The sequence below is a fragment of the Accumulibacter sp. genome (assembly GCF_036625275.1).
GTDB lineage: Bacteria > Pseudomonadota > Gammaproteobacteria > Burkholderiales > Rhodocyclaceae > Accumulibacter.
This window is the reverse complement of the sequence record NZ_JAZKUD010000005.1, coordinates 91814-114050: the sequence shown is the minus strand read 5'-3', so window position 1 is coordinate 114050 and position 22237 is coordinate 91814. Positions and strand designations below refer to the sequence as shown.

The window sequence follows — 22237 nt, the reverse complement described above, 5'->3', positions numbered from 1 at the left end:
TCCGATGCGTGCAGCGCGATACTCCATGGGGCTGGTCCTGGCGCTGGTTCTGTTCGCCGGTTGCGGTTTCCAGTTGCGGGGCGCTTATTCGCTGCCCTACGAAAGCCTTTTCATTGCCATGCCCGACTATTCGGTCATCGCCGTCAGCCTCAAGCGTGCCATCCGCGCCTCGGGAACGACGCGCGTGGCGCTGACGGCGAGTGACGCACAGGCGACCCTGGTACCGGGAGCGGAATCTCGAGACCGGGTGATTCTTTCGGTATCGAGCACGGGCCGCGTCAGCGAACTGCGCCTGCGTTACCTCTACACCTATCGGATCACCGACGACAAGGGCCGCGACCTGGTCGCGCCGAGCAGCATCGAACTGGTCCGCGACCTCACTTACGATGACTCCAACGTGCTGGCCAAGCAACAGGAGGAGAAGCTGCTCTGGCGCGACATGGAGAATGACCTGGTGCAGCAGTTGATGCGCCGGCTGGCGGCCAGCAAACCGGTGTTTGCAGCCGCTCCCGAGTAAGGCTGCCGCATGAACCTTAAGGGCAATCAGCTCGCCACACATCTCGAACGCGATCTGCAACCGGTCTACCTGGTCCATGGCGACGAACCTCTGCTAGTCATCGAGGCTGCCGATGCCATCCGCGCGGCCGCCCGCCGACGCGGCTTCGACGAACGCGAAGTGCTCACCGCAATCGCCGGTTTCAACTGGAACGACCTCTACCATGCCGCAGGCAACCTGTCGCTGTTCGGGGGGCGCACGCTGATCGACCTGCGCATCCCGACCGGCAAACCGGGACGCGAGGGCAGCGCAGCCTTGCAAGAGTATTGCACGCGTCCCTCTCCGGATTCGTTGCTTCTGGTCACCATGAACGACGTCGACTGGCGGGACGAGAAATCCGCCTGGATGGGCGCTCTGGCCAGCGCCGGGGCGGTGGTCAAGCTGCTCGCGCCGGCACTGGCCGAATTGCCGGCGTGGCTGGCTGGCCGCCTTCGCCGCCAGCAGCAAAGCGCTACCGCCGATGGCCTGCGGTTCATTAGCGAAAGGGTCGAAGGCAACCTGCTGGCGGCGCATCAGGAAATCCTCAAGCTCGGGGTGCTCTACCCGCCCGGCGCCCTGAGCCTGGAGCAAATTCGCGAGGCGGTGCTCAACGTCGCCCGTTATGACCTTGATGGCCTGCGTGAAGCGATGCTCGCCGGTGATGTGGCGCGCCTGACGCGTACCCTCGATGGCCTGCAGCAGGAAGGGGAAGCCCCGCTCCTGGTGCTCTGGGCGATGACCGAGGAAGTGCGCCTGCTGGCGCAGATCGCTGCGGGACTCGCGAGACGCCAGCCGCTGGACGCCCTGTTGAAGGATGCTCGGCTATGGGGCACGCGTCAGGCACTGGTCAAACGCGCGCTGCAGCGGATCGACAGCGAGCGCGCAGCGACTGCACTGGCGCACGCCGCGCGCATCGACCGGATGATCAAGGGCATTGCGGGCGGCGATGTCTGGGACGAGTTCCGACAACTCGGTCTGTACATCACCGCCGCCTGAAACGCCGCGGTGTCGGGCTTCAGTGGCTGTTGCCGCTTTCCAGGTCGGCTGACGCGGTGTCCGGTGCCAGGTGTTCCCATGCGCAACCGGCAGTTTCCCGACGCACGTCGTTGAGTCCGCGGCTGAATTTGCTTTGCACCAGACACTCACCCCGACAATCCTCGCCGATCACCACCAGGCGCAACTCGGTATCGACCATCCGCTCACCATCCCAGTAGCTGCAGGTCGCGCAAACTTTCACTTCAGCAGGCAGTATCAGTTTTTTGTTCATGATTGGCGGCAGACAAGTGGCAATAGGTCTGAGAGTGCATTCCTTTGCAGTGGTTCCTTGACGCATTGTCGTTTTCAGAAGACGATTGCACGAAATATCAGGCGTCGTCTGCACTACAGCTCGTAGCGGCATCATCATCTGCCTTCAATCAGCTCTCCGAACAGATCCCTGGCCTTGATGATGATTTCAATTTCATATGGTCGCCAACCACAGCGGCCAGTATCCTTTGCACCTCACAGAACCGTGCCCAACAGACCGCCAGCAACCCCACTACCGACGACAACCAGCCAGGGCGGCAGCTTCCAGAACATCAAGGCAACCAGTGCTACAAGTGCCAGGCCAAAGTCTTGCGGCATGTGAATCGCGCTTGTCCATACCGGTTGATAGAGGGCCGCCAACAGCAGGCCAACCACGGCCGCATTGATGCCCGATAGCGCTGCTTGCGTGCGGGTATTACGACGCAGGTGCTCCCAGAATGGCAAGGCTCCCACGACCAGCAGGAAAGATGGCGCAAAGATTGCCAGCAAACAGATCAGGCCACCCAACCAGCCGGAGGGTGCCTCGTTCATCGAAGCACCGAGAAACGCCGCAAAGGTGAAAAGCGGGCCAGGGACAGCCTGCGCGGCACCGTAGCCCGCCAGAAATGCGTCGTTGCTGACCCAGCCAGTCGGCACGACCTCGACTTGCAGCAGCGGCAGTACGACATGCCCACCACCAAAGACCAGTGAACCGGCACGGTAGAAGGCATCCCCCATCGACAGCGCCTGATTCGGGAACAGGTTCGTCAGCAGCGGCAACCCCACCAACAAGGCCACGAACAGCATCAGCCAGAACAAGCCAACGCGACGCCGGATGGCAATCGGCAGAGAGTCATGCGCTGCTTCCTGCTGAGGCTTGAACAGCAAAAGGCCAATGACCGCCGCAATGGCGATAACCCCCACCTGCCCCCAGGCAGACGACACCAGAAGCACAAAGCAGGTCGCAGCCGCCATGATGGTGATGCGCGGTACGTCTGGACAGAGATTACGAGCCATCCCCCATACCGCTTGTGCGACCACCGCCACGGCCACCACCTTCAAGCCGTGTAGTACGCCAGACGGCATCGCATCCCCGTAACTGGCCATGCCCAGTGCAAACAGGATCAAGGCAATCGCTGACGGCAGCGTAAAGCCCGCCCAGGCAGCCAACGCCCCGGCATAGCCGGAGAGGGAAAGCCCGAGCGCGATCCCGACCTGACTGCTGGCAGGCCCCGGCAGGAACTGGCAGAGGGCAACCAAATCAGCATAGCTGCGCTCGGTCAGCCACTGCCGCCGCGTCACAAATTCATCGCGGAAGTAGCCCAGGTGGGCAATCGGACCGCCGAAAGAGGCCAGGCCCAGTCGGAGGAAGATCAGAAAGACAGCCCAAGGGCTGCGGTCAGTCTTGAGGGGATCGGTCATGGTCGCATCTTGATCTGTAACAGTGTTGGAAGATAATAATCGGGATTCGATAACGGAACACGATACCAGGGAACCCACGGTGGAACTCGTTCTGATCGGAGCTGCGGCCTTGCCGACATTCAGGCTACGGTCATGACTGTCAGTACAGTTGCCTTCTCAAAATCACACGCATGCACGCAGACGGTGGCTATAATCGATTCTTCCAACCAACAGAGAAGTCTCATGGATATCGAGCAGTACATGCAGACCGTCGGCTACCGTGCCCGCGCTGCATCGCGGCTGATCGCACGTGCCGACAGCGAGGCCAAGAACATGGCACTCTACCGCATTGCCACGGCGATTCGGCGCGAGTGTGACACGCTGCTTGCCGCCAATCACGATGATCTGACTGCAGCGCGTGCTGCCGGCCTCGAACCGGCCCTGCTCGATCGCCTGGCGCTGTCGGCGAAAAGCGTTGCGATGATGGCTGAGGGAGTCGAACAGGTCGCCGCCTTGCCCGACCCGGTCGGTGAAATCAGTGATTTGAAGTTTCGGCCCAGTGGCATTCAGGTCGGCCGCATGCGCGTGCCGCTGGGGGTGATCGGAATTATCTACGAGGCCCGCCCGAACGTTACCGCCGATGCCGCAGCCCTGTGTCTGAAGTCCGGCAACGCCTCGATCCTGCGTGGCGGTTCCGAAGCAATCCGCTGCAACCAGGCGATCGCCATGCTGGTACAGGAAGGGCTCGCCAGCGCCGGTTTGCCAGCCAATGCCGTACAGGTGATCGAGACCACTGACCGCGCCGCGGTCGGACAGCTGATCAGAATGCGCGAGTTCGTCGACGTGATCGTTCCGCGCGGCGGCAAAGGACTGATCTCGCGCCTGCTGGCCGAAGCCCGCGTGCCGATGATCCAGCATCTCGACGGCAACTGCCATGTGTATCTTGACGATGCCGCCGACCCCGAAAAGGCGTTGCAGATCGTCGAGAATGCCAAGACGCAGCGCTATGGCACCTGCAATACTGCCGAATCGCTGCTGCTGGCGCGTTCGGTCGTTGCCGGCCTGCTGCCACCGATCGCTGCGATGCTGACGCAGAAAGGAGTCGAGATTCGCGGTTGCCCGGAAACCGTCGACCGCGTCAGGGAGGCGCGAGCGGCAAGCGAAGAAGATTACGCCAGCGAGTTTCTGGCGCCGATCATTTCGGTCAAGGTAGTGGCCGGCCTCGATGAAGCGATCGAACACATCAATCGCTATGGTTCGCATCACACCGACGCCATCATCACCGAGAACTATACGTCGGCGATGCGCTTTCTGCGCGAAGTCGACTCGGCTTCGGTGATGGTGAACGCCTCGACGCGTTTTGCGGATGGCTTCGAGTACGGGCTGGGTGCCGAAATCGGCATCTCGACCGACAAGATTCATGCACGTGGCCCGGTCGGTCTGGAAGGTTTGACCAGTCAAAAATGGATCGTTCTCGGTAACGGCGAGGTGCGCGCCTGACGGTCATGCCATCTGTGTAACGATTGCCTTGGTGCGCCCGCTTAGTTGCGATAATTCGCGTCATGCGCCGCCTGCTCAAAAAACACCTCCCTGACCACGACTCGATTCGCAACAATCGCTGGTTGCGGCCGTTCCAATCTTTCCTGCTGCACCCGAGCCTGTGGCATCTCAACCGTCATTCGGCTGCGGGTGCGGTCGCGGCGGGGCTATTCTGCGGACTGATTCCCGGGCCGCTGCAGATGCCTGGCGCGGCGATCGCGGCGCTGATCTTCCGTGTCAACCTGCCGCTCGCATTGCTTGTCACGCTCTACAGCAACCCCTTCACCATCGTTCCTCTGTACTTGGTCGCCTATCAACTCGGCAGGCTGCTGACTGGCGACAGCAGCAGTTTCGTTTCGCCGCCGGACTTTTCGGTCAGCGATTTCTCAGGCTGGACCTCAGCGATGCAAATGTGGATGCTTGCGGTCGCCAAACCACTGGCGATTGGCCTGTTGTCTCTTGCTACCGGCCTGGCTGTGCTTGGCTATCTGACGACCCAGGCTGTCTGGCGAGCGTATCTGATCAATGCCCGGCGTTGGCGATCGCAACAGTAATGCCGGCGAACTGTCGCAGAACGTCGTCCTAGCGGCATCAACGGTTGCTCTGGCTGGATGGCTCCAGCCACCCGCCGATCGAGGAGTGCATCGCGGTGCTGGATAATCGGAAAACCCGGCATCGGCCAAGGCCAAGCGTCGCTTACTTGACGCGCTGCAATCGGGCACGGCTGACTGGCGGCGGAGGCGGATCCGGTGGGCTATCCTGGTCGGGCTCGCTGCCGGCTGTATCTTCGGAAGCGGTTTCGTCTTCGGGTTCGAAAGCCATGCCAGCGCCATTTTCACGGGCGTAGATCGCGGATACGTTGCCAATCGGAATCGCGATGTCGCGAGCCACGCCACTAAAACGAGCCTGGAATGAGATGCTGTCGTTACCCATGCTGAGATGGGCGGTGGCATCATAGCCAACATTAAGGACGATCTGGCCGTCGCGGACATGCTCGCGCGGTACGCGTGTGCGAGCATCGACGGCAACGACCAGATAGGGGGTGAAACCGTTGTCACAACACCATTGGTGGATGGCGCGGATCAGGTAGGGTTTGGTCGACGGCAGGTCCACGTTCACACTCCCTCAAGGGGTGTTGGGGCAGGCAAGCCGGGAGATGCTTGTGCAAGTCATCGCCGGCGGCTATTTGCGCATCGCTTTTTCGGAGGGCGTCAGCGCATCGATGAAGCCCTGACGGCTGAAAATCCGTTCGCCGTACTTCATCAATGGTGCTGCCACCTTCGACAGCTCGATGCCGTAATGGTCGAGCCGCCACAGTAGTGGCGCAATGGCGACATCGAGCATCGAGAAGTCTTCGCCGAGCATGTGCTTTTGCTTGACGAACACCGGGGCCATTTCGGTCAGGCGATCACGAATCTGCTGGCGCGAGCGTTCGGCAGCCTTGTTGTTCTTTTCGAGTGGCTCGATGTAGGCGAAGACCTCTCGCTCCATGGTGATCAGGAGCTGGCGCGCGCGCGCGCGCATGATCGGATCGGCCGGCATCAGCTGCGGATGCGGAAAGCGCTCGTCAATGTACTCATTGATGATGTTCGGTTCGTAGAGGATGAGGTCGCGTTCTACGAGTACCGGCACCCGCCCGTAAGGGTTGATGATGGCAATTTCTTCAGCCTTGGCGAAAAGATCGACATCGATTACCTGGAAATCCATCCCTTTCTCATAAAGGACGATACGGCAGCGGTGACTGAACGGGCAGGTGGTTCCCGAATAGAGATTCATCATGATCAATACCCTCAAAAACGAATCGGCATCGCGGTGGCTACGGGCGTTTGTCGCGCCCTCGCCGGCGATGCCGCGGTGAAACCCCGGCGCTGCTGCTACTTGACGTCTTTCCAGTACGCTTTCTTCAGCGGATAGGCGAAGGCGAAAAGCACCACCAGAAAGGCCAGAACGCCGAAACCGATCTTCCTGCGGAACCCGGCATCAGGCTCGGCAATCCAGACCAGGAAACCCACCAGATCGGCGACCTGCTTGTCATACTCGGCAGGGGTCAGCGTGCCGGGCACAGCCAGTTCCAGGTGGTGTTCCTTGTTCAGCACCTGCTGACCCTGCAATTGCCACAGGACGTGCGGCATACCGACATTGGCGAACAGGGTGTTGTTCCAGCCGGTCGGGCGGGCTTCGTCAACATAGAAAGAACGCAGATAGGTGTACAGCCAGTCGGCACCGCTGCCATCTTCTGACGCGCGTGCGCGTGCCACCAGCGAGAGATCCGGAGGTGCTGCGCCGAACCATACTTTCTGCTCATCGGGGCGAGCGGCAATGCGCATCGTCTCGCCGGTCTTGACTGCAGTAAACATCAGGTTTTCCTTGACTTGCTGCTCGGTGAGACCGAGATCGGTCAGGCGGTTATAGCGGACAAAACTTGTGCCGTGGCAATTCAGGCAATAGTTCACGAAAGTCCGCGCGCCGCTTTGCAGGGCAGCCTTGTCGCCCTGCACGTCCGGTGCCTTGTCAAGATGTACGCTAGCGCCGCTGGCGAGGGCGATGATCGGGGTAAAGAGCAATGCCATAAGCAGTTTTTTCATTTTGTGCAGTCCTTTACATCGTCACGCGATCGGGTTCCGGCTTGTACTTGTCGATCCTTGACCACCAGGGCATGGTCAAAAAATAGAGAAAGTAGAAAGCGCTGAGCACCTGCGCCACAGGTGCACCGGGGATGACGCCGAAGAAAGCGTAGGACGGCGGCTTCGTGCCGAGGAAACCCAGGATCGCGAAAGAGATCACGAACAAGGTCAGCAGGGTCTTGAAGATCGGGCCGCGGTAGCGGATCGACTTGACCGGACTACGATCAAGCCAGGGCAGGAAGGCAAGAATGACGACACCGGCACCCATCGCCACCACCCCCCAGAACTTGGCGTCGATTCCGAACAGCGGCCAGACCATGGCGCGCAGCAGCGAGTAGTAGGGGGTGAAATACCAGACCGGCGCGATGTGTGGCGGGGTCTTGAGTGGATCGGCCGGCAGAAAGTTGTTGTACTCAAGGAGGTATCCGCCGCCTTCGGGAGCGAAGAAAACGATGATCGAGAAGACCATCAGGAACACCACTACGCCGACAATGTCCTTGACCGTGTAGTACGGGTGAAAGGGAATGCCGTCGAGCGGATTGCCGTGAACGTCCTTGCGCTTCTTGATCTCGACGCCGTCCGGATTGTTCGAACCGACTTCGTGCAGTGCCAGGATATGCGCGGCGACGAGGCCAAGCAACACCAGCGGCACAGCGATGACGTGAAACGAGAAAAAGCGGTTGAGCGTGGCATCGCCGACGACAAAGTCGCCACGAATCCAGATCGACAGCGGTTCACCGATCAGCGGAATGGCGGAAAACAGGTTGACGATCACCTGCGCACCCCAGAAGGACATCTGTCCCCAGGGCAGCAGATAGCCCATGAAAGCCTCGGCCATCAAACACAGGAAGAGCAGCGTACCAAAGACCCAGATCAGCTCGCGTGGCTGCCGGTACGAGCCGTACAGCATGCCACGGAACATGTGCAGGTACACGACGATGAAGAACGCCGAAGCGCCGGTCGAGTGCATGTAGCGAATTAGCCAGCCCCAGGGCACATCGCGCATGATGTATTCGACACTGGCAAAAGCCACCGGAATGCCATTGGCGTTGAGCGAGGCGTCGGGCTTGTAGTGCATCACCAGGAAGATGCCGGTCAGGATCTGGATGACCAGCACCATCATCGCCAGTGAGCCGAAGAAGTACCAGAAGTTGAAATTCTTCGGCGCATAGTACTCGGAGAGGTGCCCGCGCCACATCGAGGTGGCCGGGAAACGGGCATCAAACCACTCAAGCAGATTTCCCTGCAGGGAACCATCGGACTTGTACTTTTCGAAATTGGTATTCGATGCCATTGCTTAAGCCCCCTTCTTGTCTTCGCCGATGAGAATCCGCTTGTCGGACAGGTACATGTGCGGCGGCACTTCCAGATTGTCCGGTGCCGGCTTGCTCTTGAAGACACGGCCAGCGAAGTCGAAAGTGGAACCGTGGCAGGGACACAGGAAACCGCCCAGCCAACTGCTGTCCATGCCTTCGTCGGTACCCTTCTTGAACTTGTTCGAGGGGGAGCAGCCCAGATGCGTGCAGATGCCCACCGCCACCAGGATTTCCGGCTTGATTGAGCGCGTCTCGTTCTTGCAATAAGCTGGCTGCATATTCTTCTCGGACTTCGGATCGGCCACCGAGTCATTGAGTTTGGGCAGCGTTTCGAGCATCGACGGGTTGCGATTGAAGATCCACACCGGTTTGCCTCGCCATTCAACGGTGATCATCTGGCCAGGTTCAAGGCTGCCAATGTCGACTTCGACCGGCGCGCCGGCCGCTTTGGCACGCTCGGATGGCAGCATGCTGGACAGGAAAGGTACGAGCGCGGCTAACGCCCCCACCCCGCCGACCGCAGCAGTGGCGACGACCAGTCGCCGCCTTCCGCAGTCCACTTTGCTCTCATTGCTCATAGCGCTGATCCCTAGAACGTAATGAAAAGTTGGTACGAACTAAACCGCCGCATTATACGTCGAATCCAGTTCGAATTGAATCGCAAAACGCCTCAAACGCTTAACCAGCAAGCGGTCGACGCTCACGCAGGGCCTGCGCCAGGGTTCCTGCATCGACATATTCGAGTTCGCCGCCGACCGGCACACCGCGTGCGATGCGCGATACGCTGATGCCACGACTTTTGAGCAATTCGGAGAGGTAGTGCGCAGTTGCTTCCCCTTCATTGGTGTAATTGGTGGCGATGATCACTTCCCGCACCACACCATCGCAGGCACGAGCCAGCAAGCGCTCGAGGTGCAACTCGCCAGGACCGATGCCATCGAGCGGTGAAACGCGACCCATCAACACGTAGTACAAGCCCGAATAGGCGTGCGTCTGCTCGAGCATGTTCATGTCCACCGGTGTTTCAACGACGCAGAGCAGGTTGGGGTCACGCTTGTGCGAGAGGCAGCGGGCGCAGATTACGGACTCGGTAAAGGTGTTGCAGCGCTGGCAATGACGGAGTGCACCGAGAGCCCGTTGCAGCGAGTCAGCCAGACGCTGGGCACCGGTGCGATTGTGCTGCAGCAGGTGGTAAGCCATGCGCTGTGCCGATTTTGGACCCACACCCGGCAGGCAGCGCAAAGCCTCGATCAATGATTCGAGGCTCGACGGGGTATTCATCAGAACGGCATTTTGAACCCGGGTGGCAGATTGAGTCCCGCAGAAAAACCGGCCATCCGTTGCTGGGAAGCTTCCTCGGCGCGCCGCATGGCGTCGTTCAAAGCGGCGGCAACGAGATCCTCGAGCATCTCCCGGTCGTCCATCACCGAAGGGTCGATTGTAACCCTTCTCACATTATGGCTACCAGTCATCAGCACCTTGACCATGCCGGCACCGGATTGCCCCTCGACTTCGAGCTGCGCGAGCTCTTCCTGGGCTTTCTTCATGTTTTCCTGCATCTGCTGAGCCTGTTTCATCAGGCCGGCGATTCCGCCTTTCATCATTTTGCTTGCCTCGCGGTGAACGATTAAATGGGTTTAATGGAAGATTCGATCAGGGTGGCGTCGAATGTCTCGATGACCTGCCGCACGAAGCCATCCTGCTCGACCGAAGCGATGGCGCGATCCATGCGTTCACGGTGGTCGCGTTGTGCGGCAGCGGCGGGCGTATCTCCCGAGCCTTCTTTAAGTTCGATCGCCAGTTGCAACGGACGGCCGAAATGCTCGGCAAGCGATTGCTGCAGCTTGTCCTGTGCGGGTTTTATCAGCACATGGCGGTGCGTCGGAGAAAGACTGAGGACCATCCGCGCCTTCCCCAGTTCGCGCAATTCACAGTGCTGTGCCAGTTCCCGTGCCATGCCGCCAAGTTTGAGGGCGGCGAGAATGTCATGCCAATCGGCCCCGGCACCAGCTTCTGCAGGCGCTACGGTTGGCGCCGGCGCCTGCGTCGAGGGCACCACCAGCAGGCGACCAGCAGGCTCGGGACCTCGCCGTCTTCCGCCAGATTCATCGTCGAACGCAGGACGAAAAGCATACAGACGCAGCAGCGTCATGATGAAACCGGCCTGTTCATCAGGAGCCAAGGGTAATTCCTGACGGCCATGCACGGCAATCTGGTAAGCGAGCTGAACGAACTCCGGATCGAGCCTGGCCGCGATTTCGAGCAGGCGCGGACGCTCCGGCAAATCGTCAGCGATCGCCTGAGGGGCGAGCTGGGCAATCTGCAAACGGGTGAACAGGCTGGCCATCTCCTGCAGTGCTGCGTCAAAGGACAGGCTGCGCGTGGCCATGTCATCGGCCACCTGGAGCATGGCTGCTGCATCTCCGGCAAGCAGTGCGTCGGCAATCGAGAACAGGTGGTCAAGATCGACCGCACCGAGCATCTCACGCACCTGCGCTTCCTCGATCTTGCCCGAACCATGCGCAATCGCCTGGTCGAGCAGCGACAGTGCATCGCGCATGCTGCCTGCTGCCGAGCGCGCAAGCAGTTGCAGGGCAGTTGCTTCGGCGCTGATCGCCTCGACTTCGAGAATGTGTTTGAGGTGGCCAGCAATTAGCGGCGGTGTCATCTGCTTGAGGTTGAACTGCAGGCAGCGTGACAGCACGGTTACCGGAATCTTCTGCGGATCGGTGGTTGCAAGAATGAATTTGACGTGCTCCGGAGGTTCTTCGAGGGTCTTCAGCATGGCGTTGAAGGCCGAGTTCGAGAGCATGTGGACTTCGTCGATCACATAGACCTTGAAGCGGCCACGCGTTGGCGCATAGACTGCGTTCTCGAGAAGTTGCCGCATTTCGTCGACCTTGGTATTGGTCGCCGCGTCCACTTCGAGCAGATCGACGAAACGCCCGGAGTCGATTTCCCGACAGGCAGAACAAACGCCGCAGGGAGTTGCCGTAACACCGCTTTCGCAATTCAGCGCTTTGGCAAGAATGCGCGCCAGCGTGGTTTTTCCGACCCCGCGCGTACCGGTGAACAGATAGGCATGATGCAGACGTTTTTCGGTCAGCGCATGCGTCAATGCCCGGACAACGTGTTCCTGCCCGACCAGGCTGGCAAACGTTCGCGGGCGCCATTTGCGCGCCAAGACTTGGTAACTCATGGGCGGGGATTCTAGCAGATGGCGTCACCGGACCCACTGAAGTTGTTGACCGCAGTGGGTTCGAGGCAAATCTGGGCAAAGGTCGGCGGCAGAAGGGGATGGAGGGTGGCGAGCCTTGCCCCCGGCACTCACATCAGACGGCTGTGGCTGCTTCCTTCCGGACCTGACCAGGTTCACCATCCTGCGATGCGGGGAGACCCGCCACTGGGAATGCTATCACATCAGCCGCCGCTGCGCCGGAAATAGCGCAGGAACTCTTCGATGAAATCGGCTTCCTGGTCGGCGTTGCCGCTGCAGGCAATTGACACGTCGAGACGCGGCAACAGCAGGACGCCAAGCCGCAGCGCCGGCCGCTGCCGGCAGGAGATGACTACGCTGCGCTCTGGACGCCTGAGGTGCCAACCCTGCGCTTGCGGCTCGGCTGTCCAGCTGTTCAACAGCGGCTGCAATTGGCGCTCGAATTCACGAAGCGTCAAGGTCATCGTGAAATGGGTCACGGCTTAGCCGCCGGCAATCGGCGGCCAGATCGCCAGCGCGTCACCCGGCGCCAGGCAGCGCTCGGCGCGTAACTGCGGCGGGATGAATTCGCCATTGACCAGGACCAGATGCACCAGGCGCGGCGGCAACGCCCAAGCATCAATGACCGAGGCGACGCTGCACCCGTCGGCAACGTCGAGCGACAGGGCATTGGTCCGCCGGGCCGTCGCGGGCAGGTAATCGGAAAGCGAAGCGAACAGCTTCAAGGTGATTTCCATCAGTGCGCGATGGCCAACCCCCTGGCGAGATAGGCTTCGCTGAGTTGCAGGGGGTTGGCAAGCAGACGATCTTTCCATTCTCCGAGACGCACCTGTCCCTGAATCAGTCCACGCAGTACCCCGATGTGCTCGGTATGGCCGATGCAATTGGCGCCGACCAGCCGATCACCGTCAAACGCCAGGCGCAGGTAACGAAACCGGGTTTCGTCGAGAAGTTGCGCGGTTTCCCCACCGGCAATGCCCTGCCATTGACCAAAGGACGCGGAAATCAGCCCCAGGGTGTCGAGAATGTTGAACACAAAGGTGCCCGGCAAGGTTGCCGACTGACCAGCCATGTTCAGTGCCGCGATCCGAGCCTGCTCGACGGCATCGGGCTGGATGGCATTGACAACGCGCAGGCCGGTACCGAACTCAACCGCTTCCGCGACGTCGCCGGCCGCGTAAATACCGGCGATGCTGGTCTGCAGCGTCGTGTCGACGAGCACCCCGGCATTGACTGCGACACCGCTGCCATCGAGGAATGCGATGTTCGGCTTGACCCCCGTCGCACTGATCAGCACGTCGACCTCCAGCGTCTGGCCATCGTCGAGCCTGACCAGCAGCGCTTCGCCCGCCGACGAAATCGCCACCACCCGCCGGCCGGTCAGGACGCGCACCCCCCGCGCCTCGCACCAGCGGCGAAGCATTGCCCCGGCCACGGCATCGAGCATCCGCGGCACCATCCGGTCGCCCATCTCGACGACCGTCAGCTGCGGGCCGCGTGCTGCCAGCGACTCCATGATGATGCAGCCGATGAAACCGGCACCCATCTGCAGCACACGCACGCCCCGGCCGATGCCGGCGACGATTGCCCGTGCATCGGCCAGTGTCCAGCATGACAAGACCTTCGGCAGATCGATACCGGGAACCGGCGGGCGAACCGGCTGCGCGCCGCTGGCGATCAGCAGGCGGTCGTAGGGAAGGATGCCACCATCAGCCAGTCGGAGCGTGCGTGCGCCGCTATTGATGGCAGCCACCCGGCCAAGCAGCATGCGGATACGCAAACGTTCGAAATGATCCGCATCCTTGCGCAGATAGGTGCCCGCTTCGTCAATCTTTCCCATCAGCAGGTAGGGAATCGCCATCCGGGAATACGGTGGCCCGGCTTCATCGCCAATCAGTGTAATTCCGGCCTCTGCATCGGCACGCCGCAGGGTCTCGGCAGCAACGACCCCAGCCGGGCCGTTGCCGATGATGACGTGGCGAGTCACCTCAGAGACCCAGACGCGCGCGCGTAGCCGTCGTCGGGACGCCGTCCGGGGTCCAGCCGCGCAGGCGGTAATACTCTGGCAGCATTTTCCCGAGTTCGGCCACCATGCCCTTCGAAGCACCGGTCTTGCACGGTTCGGTGAGCAGGCGCGGCGGCAGGGTATCGTCCTGGCCGGTGAGGCCCGCCGCCAGGTTGAAGTCGCGTTCGAGGTTCCAGATTCGCTCGCCCATCGCCAGCAGCGATTCGAGCGACCAGTCGCCCGGGCAAGCAGCCTGAATCTGAGGCTGAATATCGTTCAGGGTCCACGCAAAGGTGGTGAACACGCACAGACCGCTCGAATCGACGATCGCTGTGGCATCCTGAAAGGCTTTCAGGAGTTCAGGTTTGCCGTCGGTGTCCCTGGGGTCGGTCTTGACCGGAATGCCGAATACCTCGCTGGAAACCACGTAGCCACGCAGGTGGCAGGCACCGCGGTTCGAGGTCGCATAGGCCAGACCCATGCCCTGCAGTGCGCGTCCGTCGTAGGCCGGAAACTCCTGTCCCTTGACGGTCATCGACAACTCCGGCCGGCCGTACTGGGTACACAGACGCTTCGATCCCTGCCCGACGATCTTGCCGAATCCTTCGCCGCGCACCGTCATTTCTGCCAGTCTGCACAAGGCGGCGGCGGAGCCGAAGGGTGCGTCGAGGCCGATCTCGTCCCTGGTCAGGATACCCAGTTCGTAAAGCTCCATGACCGCACCGACCGTCGCTCCGAACGAGATCGGATCCATGCCGTCTTCGTTGCACAGCAGGTTGACGTACTGCAGGGCCTCAAGATCGTCGACGCCATTGGCATTGCCCAGTGCCCAGGCGCTCTCATATTCGAGGCCACCGTTGGCACCCCAATATTCCGGTTTGGTCTGCACCGAGAAGTGCGTCTCGTCGATCCGTGAGATCCGGCCGCAGGCGATGGTGCAGCCAAAGCAGGCCTGATTGGTGACCAGATGTGTCCTGCCGTCGGTGGCGCGTTTTTCGTGCATCGCTTCCGCCGAAATCTTGCGTGCCCCTTCGAACTGCACATCGCGGTGGTTGCGCGTTGGCGAGGCGCCCATTTCGTTGATGACGTTCATCAGCACCTGCGTGCCATAGGTCGGCAGACCCTGGCCAGTGACCGCGTTCTCTGCCAGCACCTTCTTGCCGGCAGTCACCGCCGCCATGAAAGCCTTGGGATCGGCGATATTGCCCACGCCGAGCGTGCCGCGCACGGCGACCGCCTTGAGATTCTTTGACCCCATCACTGCGCCGACGCCGGAGCGGCCGGCGGCGCGGTGCAGGTCATTGACGATCGCTGCGAACAGGACCTGATTTTCCCCGGCACGGCCGATGCTCGATACCCGCAGCAGCGAATCCTGATGACGTTTCTTGAGGGTGCCTTCGGTATCCCAGACAGTCTTTCCCCACAGGTCGTTTGCAGGCAGCAGGGTTGCCTGCTCGTTCTCAATGTGCAGATAGACCGGTTGCGGCGACCTGCCCTCAAAGATGACCATGTCCCAGCCCGCCGATTTCAGCTCGGCTCCGAAATAGCCTCCCGAATTCGAGCAAGCAATCGCACCGGTCAGAGGGCCTTTGGTAATCACCGAATAGCGGCCGCCGGTCGACGCCATCGTGCCGGTCAGCGGGCCGGTCGCGTAGATCAGCTTGTTGTCCGGGGACAGCGGGTCGACCTTCGGATCGATCTCGCTGACCAGGTATTTGCTGGCCAGCCCGCGCTGGCCAAGATATTGTGCTGCCCAGGTCATGTTCAGCGGTTCGCTGCTGCAGGTTCCCTGGGTCAGGTTGACGCGAAGAATCTTGCGTGTCCAAGCCATGATCGCTCCTCCTCAAAGGCGTGCCGCACTGTCGGTTTTCTGTGCCCACTGACGCATCCGTTGCAGACCCGTCCAGTCCGCATCAATGTAGGTGATGGCGCCGGTCGGGCAAGCCGTGGCGCAGGCTGGATCACCGCCACAGAGGTCACACTTCTGAACCTTTCCCGAGTCGTGATTGTAGTTGATCGTCCCGAACGGACAGGCAATCGTGCACACCTTGCAGCCCACGCAGACTGCGTCGAGGACCACCTTGGCGCCGCTGCCATGGTCGATCTTGATCGCCTCGACCGGACAGGCATTGAGACACCACGCTTCCGCGCACTGTGTGCAGGTATAGGGCACCTTGCGTCCTTCGTGGTGGAAGTCGAAAACCTTGATTCGCGATTTGGACGGGTTGAAGATCCCGGTGTGCTCGTAAGAGCAGGCCATTTCGCACTGCAAGCAACCGGTGCATTTGCCCGGATCGATGTGCAAGGACTTCTGCATGACGTCGTCTCCTCCGTTGAGTGATCGATGATCCTGTTGAATGACGTCGCACCGCCGACCGCGACTGGAATGATCACTATAGGCAACGCCAGGCATTTATGAAAGTTGCGCTGCAGCAATTTGGCACGTGAGGCCGGGATAAGCGATCCATGATCGTCGAATATGTTCTTGCGATGATGTGGGAGATACGTCACGGCCAAAAGCGTAGCCTTCGTTCTATAGTAGGGGTCGATTGAATAACTCTGACCGTCAGGAGCAAGGTTTGAACACCAAAAACAGAAAAAGGGGAATGCGTTAAATGTTCAATTCTTTGAAATCGGCGATTGGCGACCTGGGCTTCATCAACGGGATGCTCTATCTTCTTGGCCGGGTACTGCAGGGTCTCAGCGGTGGACGTAGCCGCCTGATCCGTTACCATATCGTCGCCCAACCGGTTTCCCGCGAGTTCATCCCGGTCTGCCGGCCCTCCGCAGTGGAAAAGGTGGTCGAGATTGCAGCACATGAGGCGATTGTCGAGGCGTTTCCACGCCCACCGGAAGTTCTGAAATCGCGCTTCGCCAGGGGACATGTCTGCCTGGCGGCGGTTAACAAGGGAGTCTTCGCCGGCTTTCTGTGGTATGCCCGAGACCATTACGAGGAGGATGAGGTTCATTGCCGTTTCATCCTGAGTGAACCAGACTCGACTGTCTGGGATTACGATGTGCACGTCGAACCGCGTTTCAGAATGGGAAGAACCTTTGCGCGCCTTTGGGATGCGGCAAACGAGCGTCTGGCAGCCCTGGGGGTGGACTGGAGTTGTTCGCGGATATCGGCGTTCAACCGGCAGTCCCTTCAGTCCCATCGACGCCTGGGCATCAGTGTGCTTGAAACCTTGACTTTCATTTGCATCGGATCGCTGCAGGTGGCTCTGATGTCCTGCAAACCATTCGTCAACTTCAGCTGGAATGGTGCTGGTCGCCCCAGTGTGCATGTCTCGCTACGATCAAGGCCCTGAGTCACCGTGATGAAGCAGGTGGTATTCCTGCGCGTTCGGCCATGGGTAACGCATCGCTTGATCGGGATTGCGCCGTTGTGATAACCATATTAGTTTTGTGGACGATTAAGCCTTGCAGCCATTTTTTATTCCGGCAGAGAAAGGGACCCGTTTCTGCCTCTATCACCCAACAGCCAATGGACGGACGCGTGGCGCGATCATTTATCTGCATCCATTTGCCGAGGAAATGAACAAATCTCGCCGCATGGCTGCCTTGCAGGCGAGGGCGATGGCCAGAATTGGCTACGATGTCCTGCAGATCGACCTGTTGGGCTGTGGAGACAGCTCAGGCGACCTCGCAGAAGCGCGCTGGCAGGACTGGGAGGACGATGTTCATCTGGCCCATCGCTGGCTGCGTGCCCGGAACGATGCACCGGTGTGTTTCTGGGGCCTGCGCGCTGGCTGCCTGCTGGCAGCCAGCGCTGCGTCCAGGCTCAAGGAGCCCGCCAATTTCATCTTCTGGCAGCCGGTCGTCTCCGGCAAACAACATTGGCAACAGTTCATGCGCCTGAAGATGGCCTCGGTGCTGACCTCGGGGCAGGCGAAAACCATTTCCGACCAATTGCGGCAGCAATTATCGACTGGCCAGTCTGTTGAAATCGCCGGCTACACCTTTTCTCCAGAGCTTGTCGAGAGCCTGGAGGCCACTGAACTCAAACCCCCCGGCGCTATTGGCAAACGGGCTGCATGGCTGGAGTTGTCGACTCGCGAGGGTGCCACACTCTCTCCGGTTTCCACGAAATACATCGCACATTGGGAAGCTGCGGCCTACAAACTGGATGCCCGGATGGTGAATGGCCCAGGTTTCTGGCAGACCAGCGAGATCGAGGACGCTCCCGCATTGATTACGGCAACCCTGGCGGTACTGGAGTCCTGGCAATGAAATTCACAGAACGAGCCATTGTCTTTCCGTGTGCCGACGAAAACCTGCTTGGCATCATTACCTCTCCCTCTGGGGAAGCGGCACGGAAAGGGGTGCTGATCATTGTTGGGGGACCTCAATATCGCGCAGGCAGTCATCGCCAGTTCGTCCTTTTGTCGCGTACCCTGGCGGAAGCAGGCTACCCGGCAATGCGTTTCGATTACCGGGGCATGGGTGACAGCACCGGGGAGATTCGCAATTTCGAACACATCCATGCGGATATTGCTGCTGCCATCAACGCATTCATGGCGTCCTGCCCTCAGCTGCAGCAAATCGTCCTCTGGGGATTGTGCGATGCAGCATCGGCCAGTCTGCTGTATTGGGATGCCACCCAGGATCATCGAGTGACCGGAATGGTGATGCTCAACCCCTGGGTCCGTACCGAAGCAGGTCTGGCAAAGGCCCACCTCAAGCATCACTACGGTCAACGGCTTCTGCAAGCGGACTTCTGGCGTAAATTGCTCACGGGAAACCTGGCATGGGGTCGGTCACTCAAGGGATTCCTTGCCAGCATCCGGGCAGCGCGTCAGACCAATGCCTTGTCAAGTGACGATCAAGCGCTCCCATTCCAGAAGAGAATGGCACGTGGCCTTGAGCGATTTCGGGGATCGGTATTGCTCATCCTCAGCGGTAACGATTTTACTGCGCGGGAATTTGCCGAGGCCCTGAAAACCGATCGTGCCTGGCAGGCATCATTGCAGCGTAGCCATGCGACGTTCGTCGCCATTGACGACGCTGACCATACCTTTTCATCGACTGCCTGGCGCAATTGCGTAGCCACGGCGGTCACGGATTGGCTTCAGCGAGAGGATTCTGGCAAGTGCAGCGAGAAACCGCGTGAACCGGCTTTGGCCGGTTCATTGCCCAGCTGCCTTGGCGGCTTGTTAGCTCATCGGTCTGGTGCAAAAGCCGGTCTCGAGCGGTAGTATCGTAAAATCTCCCGCGGTCGTTGGCAGATGACCGCGGGGAAACCTCCGGGGCCGGGATTGATCGACACGCCCGGTCGCGCGCGATGGGGGAATCCCCGGCCCTCCCGCAGAACTGGCGGCTGGCCTTCTGGCCGGTCTTCTGCTACTTCCGCGTTTCGATCATGACCAGCGGCTCATCGGGAATGACCACGCTGACTCGTCTGCGGCGTGGCACTATGGGCGCTGCAATGGGGTCGCTTTCTGGCCACGACGCCTGAACCTGGTCTCTTCTGGTCTCGATCATGATCAGACCACTGCTTGCAATCACTTGCTGGATAGAGGGTGCGATTGGGATGGTGACAGGCGGCTCGACAGGCTCATCAGCCTCCGCTAGGGGAGGAGATAGGTCAATGTCCGCAGCGGCCAAGACCGCCGCCTGGGATTCGACGCCGGACGGCGCTACGACTACCGATTGGGCGTCGGTCATTGGCGGAGTAGTGACGAACGCGGCTGCTTGCAGGTCTGCCGGTGTCACCGCAGTCGCTGTGATTTCGACCGTTTCCGGAGTATCGCCTGCGCCGCTGGCATCGACCAGTGCGGTGGGAACTACCACGAGACAGGATGCTTCGCTGGATGCCACAGCAGTCGGGGAAATTTCAGCAATGGTTGGCGGAGTACCGGCAACGGCGGTCGCTGGCCGAGTGTTGTCGTGTGCAGCCAGCACCGTACCAGATTCGCCAGGCACCTCTGCGACCGGTTCGACGCTTAAGCCTGCCATGACCGAGTTGGCCATCGCGGGACTCGCTGCAGCGATGGCCAGGTCCTGAGCCTCGACCGGGGCCTCGATTCGTTCGCTGCGCTCACGGCGTCCGCCACGACGACCGCGGCGACGTGGCATGTTGCCGGAGTCGTCGCCAATTTGCTCCGGCACGGGAACGGCACGCACAGGCGGCGCGACCGGAGCGACCGGCATCGCTTCAGTGCTTGCCGTGACGGATGCCGCGCTTTGTGGTTTACGTTCGCTGCGCTGGCGACGCGGCTCGCGTGCCACGCTCGGTTCGTGCGGCGCACGCGTTTCGCGTGGTCTCTGCGCTTCGCTGCGTATGGTTGGGGGGGGCTGTGGCGGTGTTTCCCTGCTCTCTCGATTGACGCGCGTTTCGGGCAGATCGCGCGTCTCGTCACGGCGAGGTCCCCGCCCCCCGCTGCGGCGATTGTCGCGCGGCCAGTCGCGCGCAGACGCGCCAGCACGCGTCGGTTGTGATGGCTCCGGAACGGCAGCCGGCTTGTGACGGAACCAGGAAATGATTTTCTTCCAGAAATGGTTGCCTGCCGTGACGGGTTTCTCGACATTGCTCGATGCCCTTTCGGCGACGATCGGCGCAGGTTGTGACGGTGTCACTCCCTTGATCGCTGCTTCCGCTCGGGGCGCTCTGGTTTCGCCGGCTGACGCAACGTTCTTGTGCTCGTCTTCTGTCGGCAGCGCAACCATCCGGTACGATGCTTGTTGCAGCAAATCCGGAGCCGCTTCGTCCTGGCGCAGGCGCACGAACGTGTGCTGCGGCGTTTCGAGGTGGATGTTGGGGATCAGCATGACATTGACCTTGTGCCGCTGTTCGATGGCCTGCACTTCGGCCCGCTTTTCGTTCAGCAGAAAGGTGGCGACATCGACCGGAACCTGCGCCTGCACGGCGGCGGTATTGTCCTTCATCGCTTCCTCTTCGAGAATGCGCAGGATGTGCAGAGCGGCCGATTCGGTGCTGCGGATGTGGCCGGTTCCCGAACACCGCGGACAGGGAATGTAGCTGGTTTCGGCAAGTGCCGGGCGCAGGCGCTGGCGCGACAGCTCGAACAGGCCGAAACGGCTGATCTTGCCGGTCTGCACGCGCGCCCGATCGAAACGTAGCGCCTCGCGAACGCGGTTTTCGACCTCGCGTTGATTGCGCTGATTCTCCATGTCGATGAAGTCGATGATGATCAAACCGCCGAGATCGCGCAAACGCAGTTGGCGGGCCACTTCTTCTGCGGCCTCGAGGTTGGTCTTCAGCGCCGTCTCCTCGATGTCGGCCCCGCGCGTCGAGCGACCCGAGTTCACATCGACGGAAACCAGCGCTTCGGTATGGTCGATGACGATCGCCCCGCCCGAAGGCAGGGTGACCTGGCGGGAGTAGGCCGATTCGATCTGATGTTCGATCTGGAAGCGCGAGAACAGCGGGACATCATCGCGATAGCGCTTGATACGATTGACGGTCCCCGGCATCACATGTTCCATGAACTTTTGGGCTTGCTCAAAGACTTCGTCGGTATCAATCAGGATTTCGCCAATATCGGGCTGGAAGTAGTCACGGATGGCGCGGATGACCAGACTGCCCTCCTGGTAGATCAGGAACGCCCCTCTCTGCTGCTGGGCTGCGGCCTCAATGGCTTTCCACAACTGCAGCAGATAATTGAGATCCCATTGCAGTTCTTCGGCGTTGCGCCCAATCGCTGCGGTACGGGCAATAAGACTCATTCCCGGCACAACCTGTAACCGATCCATCACTTCCCGCAGTTCCGTACGCTCGTCGCCTTCGACGCGGCGCGAAACACCACCACCGCGTGGATTGTTCGGCATCAGCACCAGGTATCGACCGGCAAGGCTGATAAAGGTCGTCAGCGCGGCACCCTTGTTGCCGCGTTCGTCCTTGTCCACCTGGACGATCAGCTCCTGGCCTTCGCGCAGCGCTTCCTTGATGCCGGCGCGACTGGATTCGACACCAGGCTGGAAGAAGGTGCGGGCAACTTCCTTGAAGGGCAGGAAGCCGTGTCGTTCCGATCCGTAATCGACAAACGCCGCTTCGAGACTGGGCTCGATGCGGGTAATGACTGCTTTATAAATGTTGCTCTTTTTCTGTTCCTTGTTTGCCGATTCGATGTCCAGGTCAATGAGCTTCTGACCGTCGACAATGGCAACACGGAGTTCCTCGGCCTGTGTTGCATTAAACAGCATGCGTTTCATGATTTGGGCTCCCGCGCGCTTTCTCGGGGGCAGGGGCCTTGTGCAGGCATGAACGGATTAGTTGTGCGGGAGGCTTGGGAAGCATCGCGCGCGTGCAACTAATAGGGGTATCTTGCCGACTCGATGGCTCGTCGGGCCTCG

Annotated in this window: 23 protein-coding genes and 1 other RNA gene; 7 read left to right on the top strand and 17 right to left on the bottom strand. The window is 60.5% G+C overall.

Features of this window, described 5'->3' with window-relative positions:
- Positions 1 to 4: 4 nt before the first annotated feature.
- Positions 5 to 517 (top strand): LPS assembly lipoprotein LptE, encoded by a 513-nt coding sequence (lptE, locus tag V5B39_RS04370; protein WP_332341703.1) that lies wholly within the window; start codon positions 5 to 7, stop codon positions 515 to 517.
- 9 nt (positions 518 to 526) lie between these two features.
- Positions 527 to 1531 carry a DNA polymerase III subunit delta gene (holA, locus tag V5B39_RS04365; protein WP_332341702.1) on the top strand — a complete coding sequence of 335 codons (1005 nt, stop codon included), beginning with the start codon at positions 527 to 529 and terminating at the stop codon, positions 1529 to 1531.
- A 19-nt stretch (positions 1532 to 1550) separates the two neighbouring features.
- Here holA and V5B39_RS04360 read toward each other — a convergent pair whose 3' ends face one another.
- Both V5B39_RS04360 and chrA read right to left on the bottom strand, forming a co-directional pair.
- Positions 1551 to 1802, bottom strand: a complete 252-nt coding sequence (locus V5B39_RS04360) for a hypothetical protein (protein ID WP_332341701.1) — start codon at positions 1800 to 1802, stop codon at positions 1551 to 1553.
- Positions 1803 to 2035: 233 nt separating this feature from the next.
- A complete protein-coding gene (chrA, locus tag V5B39_RS04355; RefSeq protein WP_332341700.1) occupies positions 2036 to 3241 on the bottom strand; it encodes a chromate efflux transporter in 1206 nt (401 codons plus the stop codon).
- Positions 3242 to 3463: 222 nt separating this feature from the next.
- On the opposite strand from chrA, the gene V5B39_RS04350 reads away from it, so the two are divergent.
- Together V5B39_RS04350 and V5B39_RS04345 are read left to right on the top strand one after the other, a co-directional pair.
- Entirely contained in the window at positions 3464 to 4720 is a 1257-nt protein-coding gene (locus tag V5B39_RS04350; protein ID WP_332341699.1) for a glutamate-5-semialdehyde dehydrogenase, read from the top strand.
- Positions 4721 to 4782: 62 nt separating this feature from the next.
- On the top strand, positions 4783 to 5313 hold the full coding sequence (locus tag V5B39_RS04345) for a DUF2062 domain-containing protein (protein WP_332341698.1): 531 nt from the start codon (positions 4783 to 4785) through the stop codon (positions 5311 to 5313).
- A gap of 142 nt (positions 5314 to 5455) precedes the next feature.
- Here V5B39_RS04345 and V5B39_RS04340 read toward each other — a convergent pair whose 3' ends face one another.
- From V5B39_RS04340 to V5B39_RS04275, 14 genes are all read right to left on the bottom strand, one after another.
- Entirely contained in the window at positions 5456 to 5872 is a 417-nt protein-coding gene (locus V5B39_RS04340) for a ClpXP protease specificity-enhancing factor (RefSeq protein WP_332341697.1), read from the bottom strand.
- A gap of 69 nt (positions 5873 to 5941) precedes the next feature.
- Positions 5942 to 6538: a glutathione S-transferase N-terminal domain-containing protein gene (locus V5B39_RS04335; protein ID WP_332341696.1), complete on the bottom strand. Its 597-nt coding sequence runs from the start codon at positions 6536 to 6538 to the stop codon at positions 5942 to 5944.
- Between the two features lie 95 nt (positions 6539 to 6633).
- Positions 6634 to 7344 carry a cytochrome c1 gene (locus tag V5B39_RS04330; RefSeq protein WP_332341695.1) on the bottom strand — a complete coding sequence of 237 codons (711 nt, stop codon included), beginning with the start codon at positions 7342 to 7344 and terminating at the stop codon, positions 6634 to 6636.
- Positions 7345 to 7357: 13 nt separating this feature from the next.
- Positions 7358 to 8677 (bottom strand): cytochrome b, encoded by a 1320-nt coding sequence (locus V5B39_RS04325; RefSeq protein WP_332341694.1) that lies wholly within the window; start codon positions 8675 to 8677, stop codon positions 7358 to 7360.
- A gap of 3 nt (positions 8678 to 8680) precedes the next feature.
- The gene (gene petA, locus V5B39_RS04320; protein WP_332341693.1) at positions 8681 to 9277 is read right to left on the bottom strand and encodes a ubiquinol-cytochrome c reductase iron-sulfur subunit; all 597 of its coding nucleotides are present in this window, start codon (positions 9275 to 9277) and stop codon (positions 8681 to 8683) included.
- A 100-nt stretch (positions 9278 to 9377) separates the two neighbouring features.
- Positions 9378 to 9980 (bottom strand): recombination mediator RecR, encoded by a 603-nt coding sequence (gene recR / locus V5B39_RS04315; protein ID WP_332341692.1) that lies wholly within the window; start codon positions 9978 to 9980, stop codon positions 9378 to 9380.
- Positions 9980 to 10303, bottom strand: coding sequence for a YbaB/EbfC family nucleoid-associated protein (locus V5B39_RS04310; RefSeq protein WP_332341691.1), 324 nt, complete (start codon positions 10301 to 10303; stop codon positions 9980 to 9982). The genes recR and V5B39_RS04310 overlap by 1 nt, the downstream gene beginning before the upstream one ends.
- Positions 10304 to 10326: 23 nt before the next feature.
- A complete protein-coding gene (gene dnaX / locus V5B39_RS04305) occupies positions 10327 to 11898 on the bottom strand; it encodes a DNA polymerase III subunit gamma/tau (RefSeq protein WP_332341690.1) in 1572 nt (523 codons plus the stop codon).
- Positions 11899 to 12002: 104 nt separating this feature from the next.
- An RNA gene (gene ffs, locus V5B39_RS04300) (signal recognition particle sRNA small type) lies at positions 12003 to 12101 on the bottom strand.
- Positions 12102 to 12119: 18 nt separating this feature from the next.
- The gene (locus V5B39_RS04295) at positions 12120 to 12395 is read right to left on the bottom strand and encodes a hypothetical protein (protein WP_332341689.1); all 276 of its coding nucleotides are present in this window, start codon (positions 12393 to 12395) and stop codon (positions 12120 to 12122) included.
- A 3-nt stretch (positions 12396 to 12398) separates the two neighbouring features.
- On the bottom strand, positions 12399 to 12653 hold the full coding sequence (gene thiS, locus V5B39_RS04290) for a sulfur carrier protein ThiS (protein ID WP_332341688.1): 255 nt from the start codon (positions 12651 to 12653) through the stop codon (positions 12399 to 12401).
- Entirely contained in the window at positions 12653 to 13903 is a 1251-nt protein-coding gene (locus V5B39_RS04285; protein ID WP_332341687.1) for an NAD(P)/FAD-dependent oxidoreductase, read from the bottom strand. Before V5B39_RS04285 ends, thiS begins: the two co-directional genes overlap by 1 nt.
- A 1-nt stretch (position 13904) precedes the next feature.
- A complete protein-coding gene (locus tag V5B39_RS04280; RefSeq protein ID WP_332341686.1) occupies positions 13905 to 15752 on the bottom strand; it encodes an aldehyde ferredoxin oxidoreductase family protein in 1848 nt (615 codons plus the stop codon).
- Between the two features lie 12 nt (positions 15753 to 15764).
- Complete coding sequence (locus tag V5B39_RS04275; protein ID WP_332341685.1) at positions 15765 to 16238, bottom strand: 4Fe-4S dicluster domain-containing protein; 474 nt, start codon at positions 16236 to 16238, stop codon at positions 15765 to 15767.
- 298 nt (positions 16239 to 16536) lie between these two features.
- On the opposite strand from V5B39_RS04275, the gene V5B39_RS04270 reads away from it, so the two are divergent.
- From V5B39_RS04270 to V5B39_RS04260, 3 genes are all read left to right on the top strand, one after another.
- Positions 16537 to 17232, top strand: a complete 696-nt coding sequence (locus V5B39_RS04270) for a GNAT family N-acetyltransferase (protein WP_332341684.1) — start codon at positions 16537 to 16539, stop codon at positions 17230 to 17232.
- Between the two features lie 112 nt (positions 17233 to 17344).
- Positions 17345 to 18154, top strand: a complete 810-nt coding sequence (locus tag V5B39_RS04265; RefSeq protein WP_332341683.1) for a hydrolase 2, exosortase A system-associated — start codon at positions 17345 to 17347, stop codon at positions 18152 to 18154.
- Positions 18151 to 19119: a hydrolase 1, exosortase A system-associated gene (locus V5B39_RS04260; RefSeq protein ID WP_332341682.1), complete on the top strand. Its 969-nt coding sequence runs from the start codon at positions 18151 to 18153 to the stop codon at positions 19117 to 19119. Before V5B39_RS04265 ends, V5B39_RS04260 begins: the two co-directional genes overlap by 4 nt.
- A gap of 145 nt (positions 19120 to 19264) precedes the next feature.
- Here the strand turns inward: V5B39_RS04260 and V5B39_RS04255 are convergent, their stop codons facing one another.
- A complete protein-coding gene (locus V5B39_RS04255; RefSeq protein ID WP_332341681.1) occupies positions 19265 to 22096 on the bottom strand; it encodes a ribonuclease E/G in 2832 nt (943 codons plus the stop codon).
- Positions 22097 to 22237: the final 141 nt, after the last annotated feature.

Coding starts and splice junctions, on each gene's coding strand:
- V5B39_RS04255 (WP_332341681.1), bottom strand. CDS start 22,096: ATGAAACGCATGCTGTTTAATGCAACACAGGCCGAGGAACTCCGTGTT.
- petA (WP_332341693.1), bottom strand. CDS start 9,277: ATGAGCAATGAGAGCAAAGTGGACTGCGGAAGGCGGCGACTGGTCGTC.
- dnaX (WP_332341690.1), bottom strand. CDS start 11,898: ATGAGTTACCAAGTCTTGGCGCGCAAATGGCGCCCGCGAACGTTTGCC.
- recR (WP_332341692.1), bottom strand. CDS start 9,980: ATGAATACCCCGTCGAGCCTCGAATCATTGATCGAGGCTTTGCGCTGC.
- holA (WP_332341702.1), top strand. CDS start 527: ATGAACCTTAAGGGCAATCAGCTCGCCACACATCTCGAACGCGATCTG.
- chrA (WP_332341700.1), bottom strand. CDS start 3,241: ATGACCGATCCCCTCAAGACTGACCGCAGCCCTTGGGCTGTCTTTCTG.
- V5B39_RS04325 (WP_332341694.1), bottom strand. CDS start 8,677: ATGGCATCGAATACCAATTTCGAAAAGTACAAGTCCGATGGTTCCCTG.
- V5B39_RS04260 (WP_332341682.1), top strand. CDS start 18,151: ATGAAATTCACAGAACGAGCCATTGTCTTTCCGTGTGCCGACGAAAAC.
- V5B39_RS04335 (WP_332341696.1), bottom strand. CDS start 6,538: ATGATGAATCTCTATTCGGGAACCACCTGCCCGTTCAGTCACCGCTGC.
- lptE (WP_332341703.1), top strand. CDS start 5: ATGCGTGCAGCGCGATACTCCATGGGGCTGGTCCTGGCGCTGGTTCTG.
- V5B39_RS04280 (WP_332341686.1), bottom strand. CDS start 15,752: ATGGCTTGGACACGCAAGATTCTTCGCGTCAACCTGACCCAGGGAACC.
- V5B39_RS04360 (WP_332341701.1), bottom strand. CDS start 1,802: ATGAACAAAAAACTGATACTGCCTGCTGAAGTGAAAGTTTGCGCGACC.
- V5B39_RS04310 (WP_332341691.1), bottom strand. CDS start 10,303: ATGATGAAAGGCGGAATCGCCGGCCTGATGAAACAGGCTCAGCAGATG.
- V5B39_RS04345 (WP_332341698.1), top strand. CDS start 4,783: ATGCGCCGCCTGCTCAAAAAACACCTCCCTGACCACGACTCGATTCGC.
- V5B39_RS04330 (WP_332341695.1), bottom strand. CDS start 7,344: ATGAAAAAACTGCTTATGGCATTGCTCTTTACCCCGATCATCGCCCTC.
- V5B39_RS04350 (WP_332341699.1), top strand. CDS start 3,464: ATGGATATCGAGCAGTACATGCAGACCGTCGGCTACCGTGCCCGCGCT.
- thiS (WP_332341688.1), bottom strand. CDS start 12,653: ATGGAAATCACCTTGAAGCTGTTCGCTTCGCTTTCCGATTACCTGCCC.
- V5B39_RS04275 (WP_332341685.1), bottom strand. CDS start 16,238: ATGCAGAAGTCCTTGCACATCGATCCGGGCAAATGCACCGGTTGCTTG.
- V5B39_RS04270 (WP_332341684.1), top strand. CDS start 16,537: ATGTTCAATTCTTTGAAATCGGCGATTGGCGACCTGGGCTTCATCAAC.